Annotated in this window: 13 protein-coding genes and 1 tRNA gene; 9 read left to right on the plus strand and 5 right to left on the minus strand. The window is 60.9% G+C overall.

Going from position 1 to position 18,786, the window contains the following annotated elements:
* Positions 1-87: transfer RNA gene (locus QZ498_RS15720), tRNA-Leu, on the minus strand.
* A 150-nt stretch (positions 88-237) separates the two neighbouring features.
* On the opposite strand from QZ498_RS15720, the gene QZ498_RS15725 reads away from it, so the two are divergent.
* Complete coding sequence (locus QZ498_RS15725) at positions 238-1,221, plus strand: complex I NDUFA9 subunit family protein (RefSeq protein WP_294623941.1); 984 nt, start codon at positions 238-240, stop codon at positions 1,219-1,221.
* Here QZ498_RS15725 and QZ498_RS15730 read toward each other — a convergent pair.
* A complete protein-coding gene (locus QZ498_RS15730; protein WP_294623943.1) occupies positions 1,218-2,021 on the minus strand; it encodes an undecaprenyl-diphosphate phosphatase in 804 nt (267 codons plus the stop codon). The two genes, QZ498_RS15725 and QZ498_RS15730, sit on opposite strands and share 4 nt — an antisense overlap.
* Before the next feature lie 219 nt (positions 2,022-2,240).
* On the opposite strand from QZ498_RS15730, the gene QZ498_RS15735 reads away from it, so the two are divergent.
* From QZ498_RS15735 to QZ498_RS15770, 8 genes are all read left to right on the plus strand, one after another.
* On the plus strand, positions 2,241-3,674 hold the full coding sequence (locus QZ498_RS15735) for an NAD(P)-dependent oxidoreductase (RefSeq protein ID WP_294623945.1): 1,434 nt from the start codon (positions 2,241-2,243) through the stop codon (positions 3,672-3,674).
* 149 nt (positions 3,675-3,823) lie between these two features.
* Positions 3,824-8,356: a glutamate synthase large subunit gene (gltB, locus tag QZ498_RS15740; RefSeq protein ID WP_294623947.1), complete on the plus strand. Its 4,533-nt coding sequence runs from the start codon at positions 3,824-3,826 to the stop codon at positions 8,354-8,356.
* Positions 8,357-8,443: 87 nt separating this feature from the next.
* Positions 8,444-9,205: a hypothetical protein gene (locus tag QZ498_RS15745; protein ID WP_294623949.1), complete on the plus strand. Its 762-nt coding sequence runs from the start codon at positions 8,444-8,446 to the stop codon at positions 9,203-9,205.
* A 120-nt stretch (positions 9,206-9,325) separates the two neighbouring features.
* A complete protein-coding gene (locus QZ498_RS15750; RefSeq protein ID WP_294623951.1) occupies positions 9,326-9,826 on the plus strand; it encodes a DUF1269 domain-containing protein in 501 nt (166 codons plus the stop codon).
* Between the two features lie 160 nt (positions 9,827-9,986).
* Positions 9,987-10,709, plus strand: a complete 723-nt coding sequence (mtgA, locus tag QZ498_RS15755; RefSeq protein WP_294623953.1) for a monofunctional biosynthetic peptidoglycan transglycosylase — start codon at positions 9,987-9,989, stop codon at positions 10,707-10,709.
* A 63-nt stretch (positions 10,710-10,772) separates the two neighbouring features.
* Positions 10,773-11,438, plus strand: coding sequence for a glutathione S-transferase family protein (locus QZ498_RS15760; protein WP_294623955.1), 666 nt, complete (start codon positions 10,773-10,775; stop codon positions 11,436-11,438).
* Between the two features lie 60 nt (positions 11,439-11,498).
* Positions 11,499-12,548, plus strand: a complete 1,050-nt coding sequence (gene queG, locus QZ498_RS15765) for a tRNA epoxyqueuosine(34) reductase QueG (protein WP_294623957.1) — start codon at positions 11,499-11,501, stop codon at positions 12,546-12,548.
* A 49-nt stretch (positions 12,549-12,597) separates the two neighbouring features.
* Positions 12,598-14,598 carry a hydantoinase/oxoprolinase family protein gene (locus tag QZ498_RS15770; protein ID WP_294623959.1) on the plus strand — a complete coding sequence of 667 codons (2,001 nt, stop codon included), beginning with the start codon at positions 12,598-12,600 and terminating at the stop codon, positions 14,596-14,598.
* A 54-nt stretch (positions 14,599-14,652) separates the two neighbouring features.
* On the opposite strand, the gene infB is transcribed toward QZ498_RS15770, so the two are convergent.
* The 3 genes from infB to QZ498_RS15785 all read right to left on the minus strand — a co-directional run.
* The gene (gene infB, locus QZ498_RS15775) at positions 14,653-17,130 is read right to left on the minus strand and encodes a translation initiation factor IF-2 (protein WP_294623961.1); all 2,478 of its coding nucleotides are present in this window, start codon (positions 17,128-17,130) and stop codon (positions 14,653-14,655) included.
* Positions 17,130-17,759 (minus strand): RNA-binding protein, encoded by a 630-nt coding sequence (locus QZ498_RS15780; RefSeq protein WP_294623963.1) that lies wholly within the window; start codon positions 17,757-17,759, stop codon positions 17,130-17,132. Before QZ498_RS15780 ends, infB begins: the two co-directional genes overlap by 1 nt.
* Before the next feature lie 25 nt (positions 17,760-17,784).
* Positions 17,785-18,786, minus strand: a 1,002-nt coding sequence (locus QZ498_RS15785; protein WP_294623965.1) for a transcription termination/antitermination protein NusA, incomplete at its 5' end; no start/stop codon positions are given.

An 18,786-nucleotide genomic window follows, 5' to 3' on the forward strand; every position in this document is an offset into this window, starting at 1 on the left:
TGGTGCCCAGGAGAGGACTCGAACCTCCACGTCCATACGGACACTAGCACCTGAAGCTAGCGCGTCTACCAATTCCGCCACCTGGGCAGGTGTCGTGAGGCAGGCGTTTATCCCTGCCCCAAGGGCGTGTCAACGTTGATTTTGCAACAAACCACGCATTCGTCATATCGCCTTGTCCATTCGCCACTTCAAGGGTAGGAAAGTGGGCGAAAACGCACCAAGCGCCGGAGGCCACCCATGTCGAAACTTGTCACCATCTATGGCGGATCGGGATTTGTGGGCCGCTACATCACACGTCGTTTGGCACAGGCCGGTTGGCGGGTTCGCGTGGCAGTGCGCCGCCCGAACGAGGCCATGCACGTGAAACCCTATGGGGTGGTCGGACAGGTTGAGCCGGTGTTTTGCAACATCCGTGACGATGAAAGCGTGCGTTCGGTCATGCAGGGGGCGGATGCGGTTGTGAATTGTGTCGGCACCTTTGACCGTAAGGGTCGCAACAACTTTGATGCCGTGCAACACGAAGGCGCCGAGCGGATCGCGCGCCTTGCTTCTGAAGAAAATGTTGAGCGGATGGTTCACATCTCGGCCATCGGGGCCAATGCCGAGTCTGATAGCATCTATGCCCAAACCAAAGCGCAGGGTGAGGCCGGTATTCTTGCAGCCTTCCCGACGGCCGTGATCCTTCGCCCCTCGGTGATCTTCGGGCCAGATGACAACTTCTTTAACCGTTTCGCCGGCATGACCCGATTTAGTCCCTTCCTTCCGGTCGTCGGTGGCAACACCAAGTTTCAGACCGTCTATGTCGATGACGTGGCCCATGCCGCCGCCAAGGGCGTTATGGGCGAGGCAGAGCCGGGGGTTTACGAATTGGGTGGACCGGATGTGAATACCTTCCGCGAATTGATGGAACAGATGCTGCAAGTGATCCGCCGCCGCCGGATCATCATCAACCTGCCATTCTGGATGGCCAACATCATGGCTGCGGTTATGGAGTTCATCCAAACCATCAGCCTCGGCCTGGTTCCACCACAGATCACTCGTGATCAGGTACGTAGCCTGAAGGTGGACAATGTGGTGGCTGACGATGCGAAGGGGTTTGCCGATCTGGAGATTGAGCCGACCTCGCTTGAAGCCGTGTTGCCGGATTACCTTTGGCGGTTCCGCCCGGCCGGGCAGTACGAAGCAATCAAGGAATCGGCAGGCAACCTGCGCCCCGACTAACTGTAGGCGATACCAAGCAGGATCAGGCCAAGAATGATCCTGTAGATGACGTATGGCGTGAAACTGACACTGCGCAGCAGGCGCATCATCAGGGTGAGTGCGAGCAGGGCCGAAACAAAGGCGAAACCCGCGGCAATCACACTGTCACGCATCATGCCAAAATTCGCCTCGTATACGGTTTCACCCACCAATAGCGCGCCGCTTTCGATGATGACCGGGATCGACATCAGCATCGACAGGCGCGCGGCATCCGACCGGCCATACCCCATGAATCGCGCGCCGGTGATGGTGATGCCCGAGCGCGATGTTCCCGGAATCAGTGCAATCGCCTGCCAAACCCCCATGACCATGGCATCACGCAATGACCAGTCCTTGACCTCTCGCGTGACCTCCCCCGCCTGATCCGCCCAGTAAAGGACGATCCCGAACACCAGCATCGTCCAGCCAATCACCGCCATTGAACGCATCTGCGCATCAAGCCCTGTCAACTTGAGCAGGATGCCAAAAGCCACGACGGGAATCGAGGACACGATCAGCAGGAAGGCCAGCCTCGCCCCTTCCGTGTCGATCCGGCCGGTCAATGCGCGGGGAAGGCCGGACAGCGCCAGTTTCACGTCTCTCCAGAAATACAGGATCACCGCGAAAAGCGTGCCGACATGCACCGCCACATCAATCGCCTGACCCTGATCTTCCAGACCAGTGAGATTCGGCAGCAGGATTAAGTGGCCTGACGAGGAAACCGGCAAGAACTCGGTCACGCCCTGAATGATGGCAACCAGCAAAAGATGAAACAGGGGCATTGGCGAAGTCCCGCTAGGAAATCTTGTTTAGCTATAACTGATTGAGATTGTGAGAAAAGTCATCATTTAAATCCGTATCGGACCTAATTTATTGCCATTTCCTTGCCTCACCGCACGCATGTAGCGCAATTTTTTAACATTAGGTAACTCTTTCTGACTTTAATTTGTCAAAGGGTTGCTTTAGACAGGCGCGGCAAAGTTAATTCCGGAGGCCATGCCGTGGCAAAGCAACCGATGCTGAAGTTCGTCAATGTTGAACGTGTCATGCCCGAAAAAAGGGCAGCGGACGCGCGCAGCAAGGATTTCCATGAGATTTACGCCGAATACGCCGACGAGAAGGCCAAGGAGCAGGCCGGGCGGTGCAGTCAGTGTGGCGTGCCTTATTGCCAAAGCCATTGCCCGCTGCACAACAACATCCCCGACTGGCTTCGCCTGACGGCAGAGGGGCGGTTGCAGGAGGCGTACGAGCTGTCTCAAGCCACCAACACCTTCCCCGAAATCTGTGGCCGCATTTGCCCGCAGGACCGTTTGTGCGAAGGCAACTGCGTGATCGAACAATCGGGCCACGGCACCGTGACCATCGGCGCAGTCGAGAAGTACATCACCGATACAGCATGGGAAGAAGGCTGGGTTCAGCCTATCGCACCAAAGGCGGAACGTGTTGAATCCGTTGGCATAATCGGCGCTGGCCCCGGTGGTCTTGCCGCGGCGGACGTGCTGCGCCGTGAGGGCGTGCAGGTGACGGTTTATGACCGCTACGATCGCGGTGGCGGGTTGATGACCTACGGGATTCCGGGGTTCAAGCTGGAAAAAGACGTGGTCATGCGCCGGATGGAGCAGCTTGAGAAAGGCGGCGTTGAGTTCGTGATGAACTGCAACGTGGGCGAGGACATCTCGTTCGAAGATATCCGCAACAAGCACAACGCCGTGCTGATTGCGACGGGCGTTTATAAAAGCCGCGATTTGCAAGGCCCCGGATCGGGTGCCAAGGGTATCGTGCGCGCCTTGGACTACCTAACTGCAAGTAATCGCTTGTCTTTTGGTGATAGCGTTCCGGAATTCGACAGTGGTGAACTGAACGCCGAAGGCAAGAACGTGGTGGTTGTCGGCGGGGGTGACACCGCGATGGATTGTGTGCGCACGGCCATTCGCCAAGGAGCGAAATCGGTCAAGTGCCTCTATCGTCGGGACCGGGACAACATGCCGGGGAGCCAGCGCGAAGTGCAGAACGCGGAAGAAGAAGGCGTTGTTTTTGAATGGCTTAGCGCGCCAAAGGGCTTTGTTGGTGACCCGGTGAGTGCGGTCAAAGTGCAGCAGATGCGCCTTGGACAGCCCGACGCCACCGGCCGCCAAAGCCCCGAACCCATCGAAGGCGCGGAGTATGATGAGCCTGCCGATCTGGTGATCAAGGCGCTGGGCTTTGAAGCCGAAGACTTGCCAACCCTTTGGAATCAAAAGGAATTGGAAGTCACCCGCTGGGGCACCGTCAAAGCCGATTTTGGCACCGGCAAGACCGCCATGGAGGGCGTTTACGCGGTGGGCGACATCGTGCGCGGGGCATCCTTGGTGGTTTGGGCCATCCGTGACGGACGCGACAGCGCGGCGGCGATCCTTGACCATCTGAACGCGGCGCAGACCGTCGCGGCGGAATAAATTTTCGTACGAGTCGTACGATGACCCCCGCATTTTCGTACGAAAATCAGGGGCGTAACATTGACCCTCGTACGACTCGTACGAAACGGACAAAAAGAACACCAAACAGGGCAACAGCCCTGACCCACCGGATGAAGGAAGGGTTAACGATGACGGAACTGGATCAGAACTGGAAAGCCACCGAGGAAGCCAAGCGCCAATGGTTGTCCCAAAACGGCATGTACCACGAAAGCGAGGAGCATTCCTCCTGCGGGGTGGGCTTGGTCGTGTCGGTCGATGGCAAACCCAGCCGCAAGGTTGTCGAAGCCGGGATCGAAGCGCTGAAAGCGATCTGGCACCGGGGGGCCGTGGACGCCGATGGCAAGACCGGCGATGGCGCCGGCATCCATGTGCAGATTCCCGTTCCCTTCTTCTATGACCAGATTCGCCGCACCGGTCACGAGCCGCGCGAAGATCAGTTGATGGCGGTGGGTCAGGTGTTCCTGCCGCGGACCGATTTCGGCGCGCAGGAGGCCTGCCGGACCATCGTGGAAACCGAAGTGCTGCGCATGGGGCATTCGATCTATGGCTGGCGGCATGTACCGGTGGACGTGTCCTGCCTTGGGGAAAAGGCGAATGCGACGCGCCCCGAGATCGAGCAGATTCTGATTTCCAACGCCAAGGGCATCGAGGAAGAGGAATTCGAACGCGAGCTTTACGTGATCCGCCGCCGGATTGAAAAAGCCGCCGCCGCGCAAGGGATCAACGAGCTTTATATCGCCTCGCTGTCCTGCCGGAGCATCATCTACAAGGGCATGATGCTGGCCGAGCAGGTGGCGGTTTTCTATCCCGATCTGCAAGACGAACGGTTCAAGAGCGCCTTTGCGATTTATCACCAGCGCTATTCGACCAACACCTTCCCGCAGTGGTGGTTGGCGCAGCCCTTCCGCATGTTGGCCCATAACGGCGAGATCAACACCCTCAAGGGCAACGTCAACTGGATGAAGAGCCATGAGATTCGCATGGCCTCAAGCGCGTTCGGCGATATGGCGGATGATATCAAGCCCATCGTGCCGGGCGGGTCGAGCGACTCGGCGGCCTTGGATTCGGTGTTCGAAGTTCTGGTGCGGGCCGGGCGCAGCGCGCCCATGGCGAAAACCATGCTGGTGCCGGAAAGCTGGTCGAAGCAGGCCGAGGAACTGCCGCAGGCCTGGCGCGATATGTATTCCTATTGCAACTCCGTGATGGAGCCGTGGGACGGCCCCGCCGCCTTGGCGATGACCGATGGCCGCTGGGTCTGTGCCGGGTTGGACCGGAATGGGCTTCGCCCGATGCGTTACGTTGTGACGGGCGATGGTTTGGTCATTGCCGGGTCCGAGGCCGGGATGGTCTATGTGGACGAATCCACCATCGTCGAGAAAGGCGCGCTTGGCCCCGGTCAGATGCTGGCCGTGGACATGAAAAAGGGCGTTCTGTTTCACGACACCGAGATCAAGGACAAGCTGGCCCGCGCCCTGCCCTTCGGAGAGTGGGTTGGCAAGATTAACGATCTTGACCAAAAACTGGCCGGAATTTCCGAGGCACCGCTGTTCACCGGGGCCGAATTGCGCCGCCGCCAGATCGCGGCGGGGTATTCGGTGGAAGAGTTGGAGCAGATCCTTGCGCCGATGGCTGAGGACGGCAAGGAAGCGATTGCCAGCATGGGCGACGACACGCCCAGCGCGGTCTTGTCCAAGACATACCGCCCGCTGAGCCATTATTTCCGCCAGAACTTCAGCCAGGTCACGAACCCGCCGATCGACAGCTTGCGCGAGTTCCGGGTGATGAGCCTCAAGACGCGGTTTGGCAACCTCAAGAACGTGCTGGATGAATCGAGCGCGCAGACCGAGATCCTTGTGTTGGAAAGCCCCTTTGTCGGCAACGCGCAGTGGGATGAGTTGCAGCGCCAGTTTCAGGGGGATGTGGTCGAGATTGATTGCAGCTTTGAACCGGGAAAAGGCGCGCTTCAGACCGGGCTTGAGCGTATCCGGGCCGAAGCCGAGGATGCCGTGCGCAGTGGTGCCGGGCATCTTGTGCTGACTGACCAGTACTTGGATGAGACCCGCGTCGGCATGCCGATGATCCTCGCCACCAGTGCGGTGCACAGCCACCTGACGCGCAAAGGTTTGCGGACCTTCACAAGCCTCAACGTGCGCTCGGCCGAATGCATTGACCCGCATTATTTTGCCGTGCTGATTGGCGCGGGCGCGACCGTGGTCAACGCCTATCTGGCCGAGGACAGCCTTGCCGATCGGATTGATCGGGGTCTGCTGGATGGCACCCTGACCGAGAATGTTGCGCGCTTCCGCAATGCAATTGACCAAGGGCTGCTCAAGATCATGTCGAAGATGGGGATCTCGGTGATCTCCTCCTATCGGGGTGGTTTGAACTTTGAGGCCGTGGGCCTGAGCCGGGCGATGTGCAACGAGTATTTCCCGGGCCTGACCAGCCGGATCAGCGGCATTGGTGTGAGCGGCATTCAAAGCAAGCTGGAAGAGGTGCATAGCCGCGCCTTCCAAGGTGGCAAGGATGTGCTGCCCATCGGTGGCTTCTACAAGATGCGCAAAAGCGGTGAGACCCACGCTTGGGGGGCGCAGACCATGCATATGATGCAGATGGCCTGCAACAATGCCTCTTATGAGTTGTGGAAGCGGTATTCGACCGCGATGCAGGCCAACCCGCCGATTCACCTGCGTGATTTGATGGCGATCAAGCCGATGGGCGATGCGATCCCGCTTGAAGAGGTGGAGAGTGTCACCGCGATCCGTAAGCGGTTTGTCACACCGGGGATGAGCCTTGGCGCGTTGAGCCCCGAGGCGCACAAGACCTTGAACGTGGCGATGAACCGGATTGGCGCACGGTCGGACAGTGGCGAAGGCGGGGAAGACCCGGCGCATTTCGTGCCCGAACCCAATGGCGACAATCCGTCGGCAAAGATCAAGCAGGTGGCCTCGGGGCGCTTTGGTGTGACTGCCGAGTATCTGAACCAATGTGAGGAACTTGAGATCAAGGTGGCACAGGGCGCCAAGCCCGGTGAGGGTGGTCAGCTTCCGGGGATGAAGGTGACCGATCTGATCGCGCGGTTGCGGCATTCGACCAAGGGCGTGACCCTGATTTCGCCACCGCCGCACCATGATATCTATTCGATCGAGGATCTGGCGCAGCTGATCTATGACCTCAAGCAGATCAATCCGCGTGTGAAGGTCTGCGTGAAACTGGTTGCGCAGTCGGGCGTTGGCACGATTGCCGCCGGTGTGGCCAAGGCCAAGGCCGATGTGATCCTGATTTCGGGGCACAATGGCGGCACGGGGGCCTCGCCTGCCACCTCGATCAAATATGCCGGTCTGCCATGGGAGATGGGCATCACCGAGGCGCATCAGGTTCTTTCCATGAACAAGCTGCGCGATCGGATCACCCTGCGGACCGATGGCGGTTTGCGCACGGGCCGTGACATCGTCATGGCGGCGATGATGGGGGCCGAGGAATACGGGATCGGCACCGCCGCGCTGATTGCCATGGGCTGTATCATGGTGCGTCAGTGCCAATCGAACACCTGCCCCGTGGGTGTCTGCACGCAGGACGAAAGCCTGCGTGCCAAGTTCACCGGCAATGCCGATAAGGTGGTGAACCTGATTACCTTCTACGCCCAGGAAGTGCGCGAAGTGCTGGCCAGCATTGGCGCGCGGAGCCTGGACGAGGTGATCGGGCGGGCCGACCTGTTGACGCAGGTGAGCCGCGGCAGCGCGCATCTGGATGATCTGGACCTCAACCCGATGCTGATCACCGTGGATGGGGCCAAGGACATCACCTACGACCGCAACCGCCCGCGCAACCCGGTGCCTGATACACTGGACGCCGAAATCGTGCGCGATGCGCAGCGGTTCCTGGAAGATGGCGAGAAGATGCAATTGCATTACGCGGTGCAGAACACGCACCGCACGGTGGGCACGCGTGTGTCCAGCCACATCGTGCAGAACTTTGGCATGCGCAACAGCCTTCAGCCCAACCACCTCACCGTCAAACTGAACGGGAGTGCGGGGCAATCTCTGGGGGCTTTCGCGGCGCCGGGGTTGAAGATCGAGGTTTCTGGCGATGCAAACGACTACGTCGGCAAGGGCCTCTCGGGGGGCACCATCGTGGTCCGCCCGCAGCAAGCCAGCCCGCTGGTCGCCTCGGAAAACACGATCATCGGCAACACGGTGCTCTATGGTGCAACGGATGGCTACCTGTTTGCTGCAGGCCGCGCAGGCGAGCGTTTCGCCGTGCGGAACTCGGGCGCGAAGGTGGTGGTCGAGGGCTGTGGCTCCAACGGGTGTGAATACATGACAGGCGGTGTTGCCGTGATCCTTGGCAGCATCGGGGCCAACTTTGGCGCGGGCATGACCGGCGGCATGGCCTACCTCTATGATCCCGAAGGCGTGGCGGCGAACCTGATCAACATGGAATCGCTGGTCACCTGCCCGGTGACGCAGGCCCATTGGCTGGCCGAGCTGGAGGAGCTGGTGGAACGCCACGCCGCCGAGACCGGCAGCCGCAAGGCACAGGAGATCCTGCAATATTGGGACATGGAGAAGGACAACTTCCTTCAGGTCTGCCCCAAGGAGATGCTGGACAAACTGGCGCATCCGCTGGGCATAGAAGAGGACGCAATCCCGGCCGAATGAATACGCAATAAGGCTCCACTTAAGTCTTTTTTTAGCCCCGTTTGCGAACAATGCTTTGTCATTGTCAAAAGCAAACGGGGCTTTTTCGTGTTGGAGAGTTGGGACACCATCGTTCAGGACGGGCCGCTGCGGGTTATCTACGCACCGGGCCGAAATGACACATTGGTTGTAAGTTTTTCCGGTGTGGGGAAGGATCGCAAGGTTGCGCCACCCCCCGAATTTGCAGGCATGGCGAGCCGGAACGGTGAGAACCATGTGCTTTTCGTGATCGACGAAAGCCGGTCATGGCTGAATGCGCCGGGCATGGCAGAGCAACTTGTGACAACGATAGAAGACATACGCGACAAAACCGGTGCGACGCGTCTTGTTGGCCTTGGCAATTCCATGGGCGCGACGATGCTGCTGCTTCTGTCGCGCATGATGGATTTCGACACTATTCTGGCCTTTACCCCGCAATATTCCGTTGATCCTTTCGTCGTGCCAGAGGAGACCCGCTGGCGCCCGCTACGGAAGAATATCGGGAATTTCCGGTTTCCCGCGGTGGATTTTCTACGCCCTGAACGCACGATCTATTTCATCCTGCACGGTGACAAGGCGGACGAATTGATCCACGCCCTGAGGTTTCCGCGCCAGCATCGTGTGACGCATATGATCTTGCCAGGGTATGGGCATCGCCTTGCGGCGCAATTGAAAACGATGAACGCGCTGTCGGGCATAGTCAACTTGGCAATCACCGGGCGGCACTTTCGCTTGCGCAAGAAGCTGAACCGGCTGGGCGCGATACCACGACATATTTTTGAACCCGGGCACCGCGGCCTTGTTTTCCCGGACGTTGACAGCGCCGCGTGAGACAGACGCGGGGCAACCCCGGCCGAACAAGGCCCTGACCCGCGCGGCTGCGACAATCCGCGCGGGAACCTATCCCCGGCAAGAAGCGTTTCGCGCAAAACGATATGCGGAAACCTTGCCATGTCTGATCTTTTGATCATCGCCTTTGACGACGACAGGTCGGCCTTCGCACTGCACGACCACTTGGGGCCGTTGCGCGCCGAACAACGTCTGGAAACCCAAGACACCACGATCGTGACCCGCGACGGCGATGGCACGCCGAAATTGCACCAGCCGCAGAACGTGCCGGTTGCACAAACCGTGGGAGGCACGATCTGGGGCTTGGTCTTGGGGGCTGCCTTCATGGTGCCGATTGCCGGGGCCGCCGTGGGTGCCGCGACTGGGGCCCTGATGGGACGCTACCGTGATCCGGGGGTGGACAGCGATTTTCTGAACCGTATCGCCGAGAGCCTGCCAGCCGGAGGCTCGGCGCTGTGCCTTCTGGTGCGTGACTTTGAGCGCGATGCGGTGATCGAGGCGATTGGCAGTTTCCCGACACGCGGCACACTCATTCAATCCCCGTTGGATAGTGAGAGCGAAGCCCGTCTGCGTGAACTGCTGAACACCGAAAAGGGCGACTGACCGCCTTGGCGTGTCGCGCCATCACTACGGGCATGGTGCCAAGTGTAAGGCATGGCCATGAACAAGGCCCAAGGTGATCACGACGCATGTATTGCAAAACGGGCCCGAGGCCCGGTTTTCGGGTTTTTCCGTTGGCTGTACGCGGCTATAGCTGAACACCATGGCCAAGAAGAGCGCAAAGAAACGCACCCGAAGTGAAAAAGCCCGGTTTCGACCGTTCCGCTGGGGGCGGCGGTGGCTTTATCGCCTAGTTTTGTTTCTGCTGATCATCATCGGTGTGGCCGTCGTAACCTACCGTGTGATCAATCCGCCGGTGACCTTTTACATGATGCAAGAAAAATGGCGGCTGGGCGCGCTTGACCGGCAATGGGTGCCCTTGGAGGGTGTGGCCCCGGTTATGGCGCGGTCGGTCGTGGCCGCCGAAGACGCCAATTTCTGCAATCATTGGGGATTCGACATGTCAGCCATCCGCAATGCCATTGCCGATGGCGGCAATCGCGGCGCCTCGACCTTGAGCCAGCAGGTGGTGAAGAATGTCTATCTTTGGCATGGCCGATCATGGCCGCGCAAAGCGCTGGAGGCCGCGATCACGCCGCTGGTCGAGGCCGTTTGGCCAAAGCGGCGGATCATCGAGGTATACCTGAACGTTGCCGAGTTTGACGAAGGTGTTTTTGGGGTGGAGGCCGCCGCGCGGCATTACTTTGGAGTCGGACCGGAGGCCCTGACCGCGGTGCAGGCGGCGCGGCTGGCTGCCGTCTTGCCCAACCCCAAGGAGCGCAACGCGGCGCGGCCCTCAAGCTGGCTGCGCAAGCGGGCAGCGGGGATCATGGACGGGGCGGCCACCATTCGCCGGGATGGGCGCGCGGCGTGCTTCGAGGATTGAAACCCGGGCGCTTTCGCGGCATGGAGGGGTATCCCATTTTTTCGCGCAAGGTTTGATTGACGCATGGCCAAGCTCTATCACGTTCCGCTGTCTCCGTTCTGTCGCAAGGTGCGGCTGAGCCTGGCCGAGAAGAAGATCGAATGCGAACTGGTGGAAGAGCGGTATTGGGAGCAGAACCCTGATTTCCTACGCCGCAACCCGGCGGGCAAGGTGCCGATCCTGAAGATCGACGGCAAGACCATGGCCGAGAGTGCGGCGATTTGCGAATACCTTGAAGAGAAATACCCCGAACCCAGCCTGATGCCCAAAAGCGCCGATGCACGATACGAGGTGCGGCGGCTGGTGACTTGGTTTGACGACAAGTTTCATCACGAGGTCACCTCGAAGCTTCTCTATGAGCGGGTGAACAAGAAGGTGATGAAGCAGGGCTTTCCGGACAGTACCAACGTCAAGGCCGGGGCCAAGGCGATCAAGTATCATCTGGATTACATGGCGTGGCTGTTGGACCATCGCCGGTGGTTGGCGGGGGATGTCATGACGCTGGCCGATTTTGCCGCCGCGGCGCATCTGAGTTCGCTGGATTATATCCGGGATGTGGATTGGAACCGGAGCGACACGGTGAAGGATTGGTACGCCAAGATCAAATCGCGCCCGGCGTTTCGGGGGATTTTGGCCGATCAGGTGCCCGGATTCCCGCAGCCGCCGCATTATGCCGATCTGGATTTCTAGGATTGGGGGCGTTGCCCCCCGGCCTGCGGCCTCCCCCCAGAGTATTTTGGGAAAGATGAAATGGACGGGTTGAAGGACAGATTGGTGGCACAGGCCCTTGAGGAAGGGTTTGATGCCTGCCGGATTTGTCGACCTTGGGATGTGGGGCATGTGCCGCCGCGATTGCAGGCGTTTTTGGACAAGGGGTATCACGGGCAGATGGGATGGCTGGCCGAGCGGAGCCATTGGCGAGGGGATCCAAGTGTTTTGTGGCCCGAGGCGCGATCGGTGATTGTTCTGGGGGAGAGTTATACGCCGGAAGAAGACCCGATGGCGACGCTGGAGCGGGGGGATTTGGCGACCATATCAGTTTATGCGCGCAACAAGGATTATCATGACACGGTCAAGAAGCGCCTGAAGCGGTTGGCGCGGTGGTTGATTGCCGAAGCCGGGGGCGAGGTGAAGGTGTTTGTGGATACAGCCCCCGTGCCAGAGAAGCCTTTGGGGCAGGCCGCCGGGTTGGGGTGGCAGGGCAAGCACACCAATCTGGTGAGCCGGGAACTGGGTAGTTGGTTTTTCATTGGGTCGGTCTTTACGACGCTGGAAATCGACACTGATCCAGCGGAAGGCGATCATTGTGGGTCTTGTCGGGCCTGTCTGGACATTTGCCCGACCGAGGCCTTTCCGGCGCCTTATCAGTTGGATGCGCGGCGCTGCATTTCCTATCTGACGATCGAGCATAAGGGGCCGGTGAATGAGGAATTGCGCGCCAAGATGGGCAACCGGATCTACGGCTGTGACGATTGTCTGGCGGTTTGTCCGTGGAACAAGTTTGCCCAAGAGGCCCGCGAGGTGAAGTACCATGCGCGGGAAGATTTGAAGGCCCCGATGCTGGCGGAACTGGCCATGCTGGATGACGCGGGGTTTCGCGCGCGGTTTTCCGGCAGCCCGATCAAGCGCATCGGGCGGGACAGGTTCGTGCGGAATGTGCTGTATGCGATTGGCAATTCTGGTGATCCGGCATTGATGCCTGTGGCACAGGGATTGTGCGACGATCCCGACCCCACGGTGGTGGATGCGGCGCGCTGGGCGGTCAAGCGACTGCACCATGCCGCAAACGGGATGGAATAGGCCCTGAAACACGCTAAACCCATGCGGTACGTGATGAGGAGTGGCGCGCATGGCTTTGCTTTTGGGGGTGGATACCGGGGGCACCTATACCGACGCGGTGTTGATCCGCGACGAGCGGGAGGTGGTGGCGAGCGCCAAGTCGCTGACCACACGGCATGACCTGTCGGAAGGCATCGGCAAGGCGGTGGAGGCGGTTTTGCAGGCCAGTGACGCGGATGTAGGCGAGATTGGCATGGCCTCGCTTTCCACCACGCTGGCGACCAATGCGCTTGTCGAAGGGCAAGGCGGGCGGGCCGGGTTGGTCTATGTCGGCTTTCGCGAAAGCGACCTGTCCGCGCATGGCTTGCAGGAGGTGCTTGCAGGCGACCCGGCGCTGGTGATTGCAGGCGGCCATAGCCACGCCGGAACCGAGGCCGCACCCTTGGACGAAGCGGCGCTTTTGGCATGGTTAGAGACTGATCCTGCGGCCTCGGCCTATGCCGTGGCGAGCCAATTTGCCACCCGAAACCCGGCGCATGAACAACGCGTGGCGGAGGTGATCCGCGAGGTGACGGGGCGGCCAGTATCATGTTCGCACCACCTGTCGGCGAAGCTGAACGGGCCGAAACGGGCGCTGACGGCGCTTTTGAATGCGCGGCTGATTGGGATGATCGCACGGTTGATTGAAAAGGCCGAGGGCAAGCTGCGGGACCTTGGCATTGATGCGCCTTTGATGGTGGTGCGCGGCGATGGCGCGCTGATTTCGGCGGAACAGGCCCGCGAAAAGCCCATTGAAACGATCCTCAGCGGCCCGGCGGCGAGTATTGTCGGCGCGCGCTGGATGACCGGGGCGGATCATGCATTGGTTTCCGATATTGGCGGCACGACGACGGATGTGGCCGTCCTGCGCGATGGGCGGCCGATGATCGACCCGGCGGGCGCGCAGGTGGGTCCGTGGCGGACCATGGTGGAGGCCGTGGCGATGCGCACCACGGGCCTTGGCGGCGATAGCGAGGTGCATGTGAACGACGAAGGTCTGCAAGGCGGGGTAACGCTTGGCCCCCGCCGGGTGGTGCCTGTGAGCCTGATGGCGCTGGAGGCACCCGGGGTGATGCATGACATGCTGGACGAACAGCTGCGCAATTCCGCGCCGGGGGAATATGACACGCGGTTCGTGCGCGCCGTGCCGGGGATGGATGCCGGGGGATTGCAAGCCCGCGATGCGGCACTGTTGGAGCGGGTTGGCGAGGGTGTGCAGCCGCTTGGTAAGGTGCTCAAGACCCGGATGGAGGCGGCGGCGCTGAAACGTTTGGTGGCGCGGGGCTTGGTACAGGTGTCGGGTGTCACGCCCTCGGACGCGGCGCATGTTCTGGGGCGGCTCGATGCTTGGGATGCGGAAGCGGCGCATAAGGCGCTGGAACTGATTGGGCGCAAGCGGACGGGGGCGGGCACGCGGCTTTGCCCCGAACCGAAAGACATGGCGCAGATGATCGTGGATCAACTGACGCATCAGACGAGTTTGGCCTTGTTAGAGACTGCTTTTGCCGAAGAAGAGGCGGATTTCGGTCTGCCCGCCGCCGATCTGGCGCGGCATGTGTTGATGCAGCGCGGGATGGATGGGCATCGCGGGTTGGTCCGGTTGGACACTGGATTGAATGTGCCGGTTGTGGGGCTTGGGGCCTCGGCCCCCAGCTACTATCCGGCAGTCGGAGAGCGCCTTGGCTGTCAGATGATCCTGCCGGAGCATGCGGGCGTGGCAAATGCGATTGGGGCTGTTGTCGGGCGCGTCACGATCCGGCGGACCGGCACGGTGACCTGCCCCGCCGAAGGCAAGTTCAGGGTACATACCGATGGCGAGCCCAGCGATTTTGCCGATGCGGATATCGCCATGGGCTTTTTGCGGATGGTTTTGGAGGATGAGGCCCGAACAGATGCGGAGGCGGCAGGCGCCGAGGACTTACATGTAAACGTCACGGAAGATGTAAAATCGGCCAAGGCGGAATCGCGTGAGGTGTTCCTTGAGGCGATGATCACGGTGGAGGCCAGCGGGCGGCCACGGATCGCCGGATAGGTACGAAAAAGGGGGCCGCACGGGCCCCCTTCTCTATTCGGTATGCGGGTTGGGTCAGTCGAGCTTGCGCTCGATCTCCTCGCGCTCGAAAATCTCGATGACATCGCCGGGGCGGATATCCTCGTAGTTTTCAAAGGCCATGCCGCATTCCTGACCCGACTGCACTTCGCTGACTTCGTCCTTGAAGCGCTTGAGGGTTTTGAGCGTGCCTTCGTGGATCACCACATCGTCGCGCAGCAGGCGCACACCGGCGGAGCGGCGCGCGACACCTTCGGTAACCAGACAGCCGGCCACTTTGCCCACGCCAGTGACCTTGAAGACCTCGCGGATCTCGGCGTAACCGATAAACTTTTCGCGAATCTCGGCCCCCAGAAGCCCGCTGGCCGCCGCTTTCACGTCATCCACAAGGTCGTAGATCACGCTGTAATAGCGAATCTCGACACCCTTCTGGTTGGCGCTGTTGCGGGCGGGGGCATTGGCCCGGACGTTGAAGCCCAGAACCGGCGCACCGCTGGCTTCGGCAAGGCCCACATCGGATTCGGTGATCGCACCGACACCCGAATGCAGAACCCGCACGCGCACCTCTTCGTTGCCGATCTTTTCCATCGCCTGAACGATCGCCTCGGCAGAACCCTGCACGTCGGCCTTGACCAGAATCGGCAGTTCCTTGACGTTCTCGTCTTCCTTGGCCTTCGCCAGAAGTTGCTCCAGCGAGGTGCCAGCCCCGGCAGCGGCGCGTTTCTCCTTGGCCGCTTTCTCGCGGTACTCGGCGATTTCGCGCGCTTGGCCTTCGGATTTGACGACGTTGAGAACATCGCCCGCCTCGGGCGTGCCGTTGAGGCCCAGTACCTCGACCGGAACCGAGGGCCCGGCCTCTTTGACACGCTCGCCGCGGTCGTTGATCAGGGCGCGGACCTTACCATATTGCTCACCCACGACGAAGATATCGCCTTGGCGCAGGGTGCCGCGTTGCACCAGAACGGTGGCAACCGGGCCACGGCCAACGTCAAGCTGTGCCTCGATCACGGCACCTTCGGCGGCGCGGTCGGGGTTGGCTTTCAATTCAAGGATTTCGGCCTGAAGCGCGATGGCTTCGAGCAGTTCGTCAAGGCCGTCACCTGTGACGGCGGAGACTTCGACATCCTGCACATCGCCCGACATCGCCTCGACGATCACTTCGTGGCGCAGCAAATCGGCGCGCACTTGATCAGGATCTGCCGCGGGCAGATCGCACTTGTTGATCGCCACGATCATCGGCACTTCTGCGGCCTTGGCGTGGTTGATGGCCTCGATGGTCTGCGGCATCACCGCGTCATCGGCGGCGACCACAAGCACCACGATATCCGTCACCTGTGCACCGCGTGAGCGCATCGAGGTAAAGGCGGCGTGGCCCGGTGTATCGAGGAACGACAGAACCGCGCCGCTATCGGTGGTCACCTGATAGGCGCCGATGTGCTGGGTGATTCCCCCGGCTTCACCGGCGACAACCTTGGCATCGCGGATCGCATCCAGAAGCGAGGTTTTACCGTGGTCGACGTGGCCCATGATGGTGATTACTGGCGGACGCGGTTTAAGGTCTTCTTCCTTGTCCTCGACTTGGTCGATCACGTCTTCGACGTCTGAATCCGAGACGCGCACGACCTTGTGGCCAAACTCTTCGATGATGAGCTCGGCGGTATCGGCGTCAATCGTCTGGTTTTGGGTGACCATCATGCCGTTGTTCATCAGCGCCTTGACGACGTCACCGACACGTTCGGCCATGCGGTTGGCCAGCTCCGACACGACAATCGCCTCGGGCAGCTGCACGTCACGCACGACCTTTTCGCGCTGCTCTGTGCCGCCCATGGCCTTTTGCCGCGCCCGCTCTTGCTTGCGCTTCATCGCGGCCATGGATTTCTGCCGGCCACCTTCGCCGCCCGACAGAGCTTGGTTCAGGGTCAGCTTGCCCGAGCGGCGGCCATCGTCGCCGCGCCCGCGGCCCTTGCCGCCGCGCGATTGCTGTTGCTCGCGCTCTTTTTCCTTGCGCGGCGCGGCTTTGGGCGCGGCGCGCGCTGGTTCGGGCGCGGGGGCGGCGGCCGCTTTCTGGGCGGCTTCCTCGGCCTCGCGGCGCTTGCGTTCCTCTTCCTCGGCCTTGGCCTTGGCGCGCTCCTCGGCCTCGCGTTGTTCGCGCTCCTTGGCCTCGGCCTCTTCGCGGCGGCGCTGGCGCTCTTCCTCGCGGGCCTTTTCCTCGGCCTCGCGCTTGGCGGCTTCTTCGGCCTCGCGTTCCTTGGCGGCCTGAAGCGCCTTCATGCGGCGCTCCATTTCGGAATCAGAGATACCGGCAGGCCGCTTGGAGGGATCGCCCACAGGTGTGTTCGGCTTGTTGCCCGATGCCCCGGCGGCACCGTGCTTGGCCCCCGGTTTCACCAAGCGCTTTCGTTTCGTCTCCACGACGACATTCTTGGTCCGTCCATGGCTGAAGCTCTGCTTCACATTCCCCGACCGGGGACCGCCACGCACACCCAATGTTTTCTTACCGTCGTTGTCGCTCATCAGCTTTTTCTTCCTTTCCGGCGGGTCTTTTCGCCGTTCGGGGCGCGCAGGCCCTTCAACCTTGCCGCCTCCTCTACAACACGTTGGGCCAAACCTCCAGCGTGCAGTGCTGCATGCACTGCGGTTTGTCGCCCAAAAGCCCGCCCAAGTTCTTCGGCTGTCAGCCAGCCAATAAAAGAACCGCCATATGGCGTGCTCAGTTTCGATTTTCCACGCTCTGACCCATCACTTGCCTGGATCAGAATTTCGGCCTCGTCCTTGGCAAGCCAGTCCTTGACCTTTTCATATCCCGATACCGCATGCCCGCCTTTTCGGGCGAGGCTGATCAGGTTTACCACACGCTCGGCCAGTTGCCGTTCCACCAGTGCCGGCAGATCCTCGGGCACCTTCACGGCCTGCTTTGCCGACCGGGCAAACAGCCCTTTCTCGGAGGCCTTGGCCAAAGCCGCCGGAGTGGCCGAAACCCAAATCCCACGGCCCGGCAGTTTGCCCGCGATATCCGGAGCGATCTGCCCCTCGGGGCCGACCACGAAGCGGATCAATCCGGACGCCGGTTGCACATCACCTGTGGCAATGCACTTGCGTTCGGGACCATCCGCGCGATCCTTGGGTTGCCCAGCGCGACCCATCAGGTGCCTCTCGGGGCCTGACGGATCAGGCCCCGGCCTCCTCGGATGCGAAGACATCATCGGCCTCGTCGGCCTCACCCTCGTCTTCGGGTTCCAACTCAGACGGATCAACCCAGCCCAGCATGACCCGTGCGGTCATGACCATGTTCTGTGCCTCGTCAAGCGAAACGTCGAAGGGCTCCAGAAGGCCGTCGTCCTTGATGCGTTCGCCATCGACTGTGGTCCAGCCGCCGGCAAGCTCCCAGTCGGCACAGGTTGCGAAATCTTCCAGCGTTTTCACGCCATCTTCGGCCAATGCCTGTACCATCTGGGGTGTCAGGCCTTCGAATTCAATGAGGCTGTCCTCGGCCCCCAATTCGCGGGCCTTTTCAAGCGCGGCGGTCGCCTGCGCTTCAAGCACATCACGCGCGCGGGCCTGCAGTTCGTTGGCGGTGTCTTCGTCGACGCCGTCAATCACCAGCAGCTCGTCAATCTCAACGTAAGCCACTTCTTCGAGGTTGGTGAACCCTTCAGACACCAGAAGCTGGGCAAAGAATTCATCCAGATCCAGCGTATCCATGAAGAGCTTGGTGCGGGTTTCGAACTCTTTCTGGCGACGCTCGGAATCTTCGGCTTCGGTCATGATGTCGATGTCCAGACCGGTCAACTGGCTGGCCAGACGCACGTTCTGACCCCGGCGGCCGATGGCCAGCGAAAGCTGCTCCTCGGGCACGACAACCTCGATCCGCTCGGCCTCTTCGTCCAGAACCACCTTGGAGACCTCGGCAGGTTGCAGGGCGTTCACAAGGAAGGTCGGCTGATCTTCGTTCCAGGGGATGATGTCGATCTTTTCGCCCTGAAGCTCGTTGACCACGGCCTGCACACGGCTGCCGCGCATACCGACACAGGCACCGACCGGATCGATCGAGCCGTCATGCGAGATCACGGCGATCTTGGCACGGCTGCCCGGGTCACGGGCCACGGCCTTGATGTCGATGATGCCGTCATAGATTTCCGGCACTTCCATCTTGAAGAGTTCCGCCATGAA

Source organism: uncultured Roseovarius sp. (assembly GCF_913057115.1).
Taxonomy (GTDB): domain Bacteria; phylum Pseudomonadota; class Alphaproteobacteria; order Rhodobacterales; family Rhodobacteraceae; genus Roseovarius.

Bases quoted from the DNA above. Each gene is read 5' to 3' on its own strand.
- QZ498_RS15725 (WP_294623941.1), top strand. From the start codon at position 238: ATGTCGAAACTTGTCACCATCTATGGCGGATCGGGATTTGTGGGCCGC.
- QZ498_RS15730 (WP_294623943.1), bottom strand. From the start codon at position 2,021: ATGCCCCTGTTTCATCTTTTGCTGGTTGCCATCATTCAGGGCGTGACC.
- gltB (WP_294623947.1), top strand. From the start codon at position 3,824: ATGACGGAACTGGATCAGAACTGGAAAGCCACCGAGGAAGCCAAGCGC.
- QZ498_RS15750 (WP_294623951.1), top strand. From the start codon at position 9,326: ATGTCTGATCTTTTGATCATCGCCTTTGACGACGACAGGTCGGCCTTC.
- mtgA (WP_294623953.1), top strand. From the start codon at position 9,987: ATGGCCAAGAAGAGCGCAAAGAAACGCACCCGAAGTGAAAAAGCCCGG.
- QZ498_RS15760 (WP_294623955.1), top strand. From the start codon at position 10,773: ATGGCCAAGCTCTATCACGTTCCGCTGTCTCCGTTCTGTCGCAAGGTG.
- queG (WP_294623957.1), top strand. From the start codon at position 11,499: ATGGACGGGTTGAAGGACAGATTGGTGGCACAGGCCCTTGAGGAAGGG.
- QZ498_RS15770 (WP_294623959.1), top strand. From the start codon at position 12,598: ATGGCTTTGCTTTTGGGGGTGGATACCGGGGGCACCTATACCGACGCG.
- infB (WP_294623961.1), bottom strand. From the start codon at position 17,130: ATGAGCGACAACGACGGTAAGAAAACATTGGGTGTGCGTGGCGGTCCC.
- QZ498_RS15780 (WP_294623963.1), bottom strand. From the start codon at position 17,759: ATGGGTCGCGCTGGGCAACCCAAGGATCGCGCGGATGGTCCCGAACGC.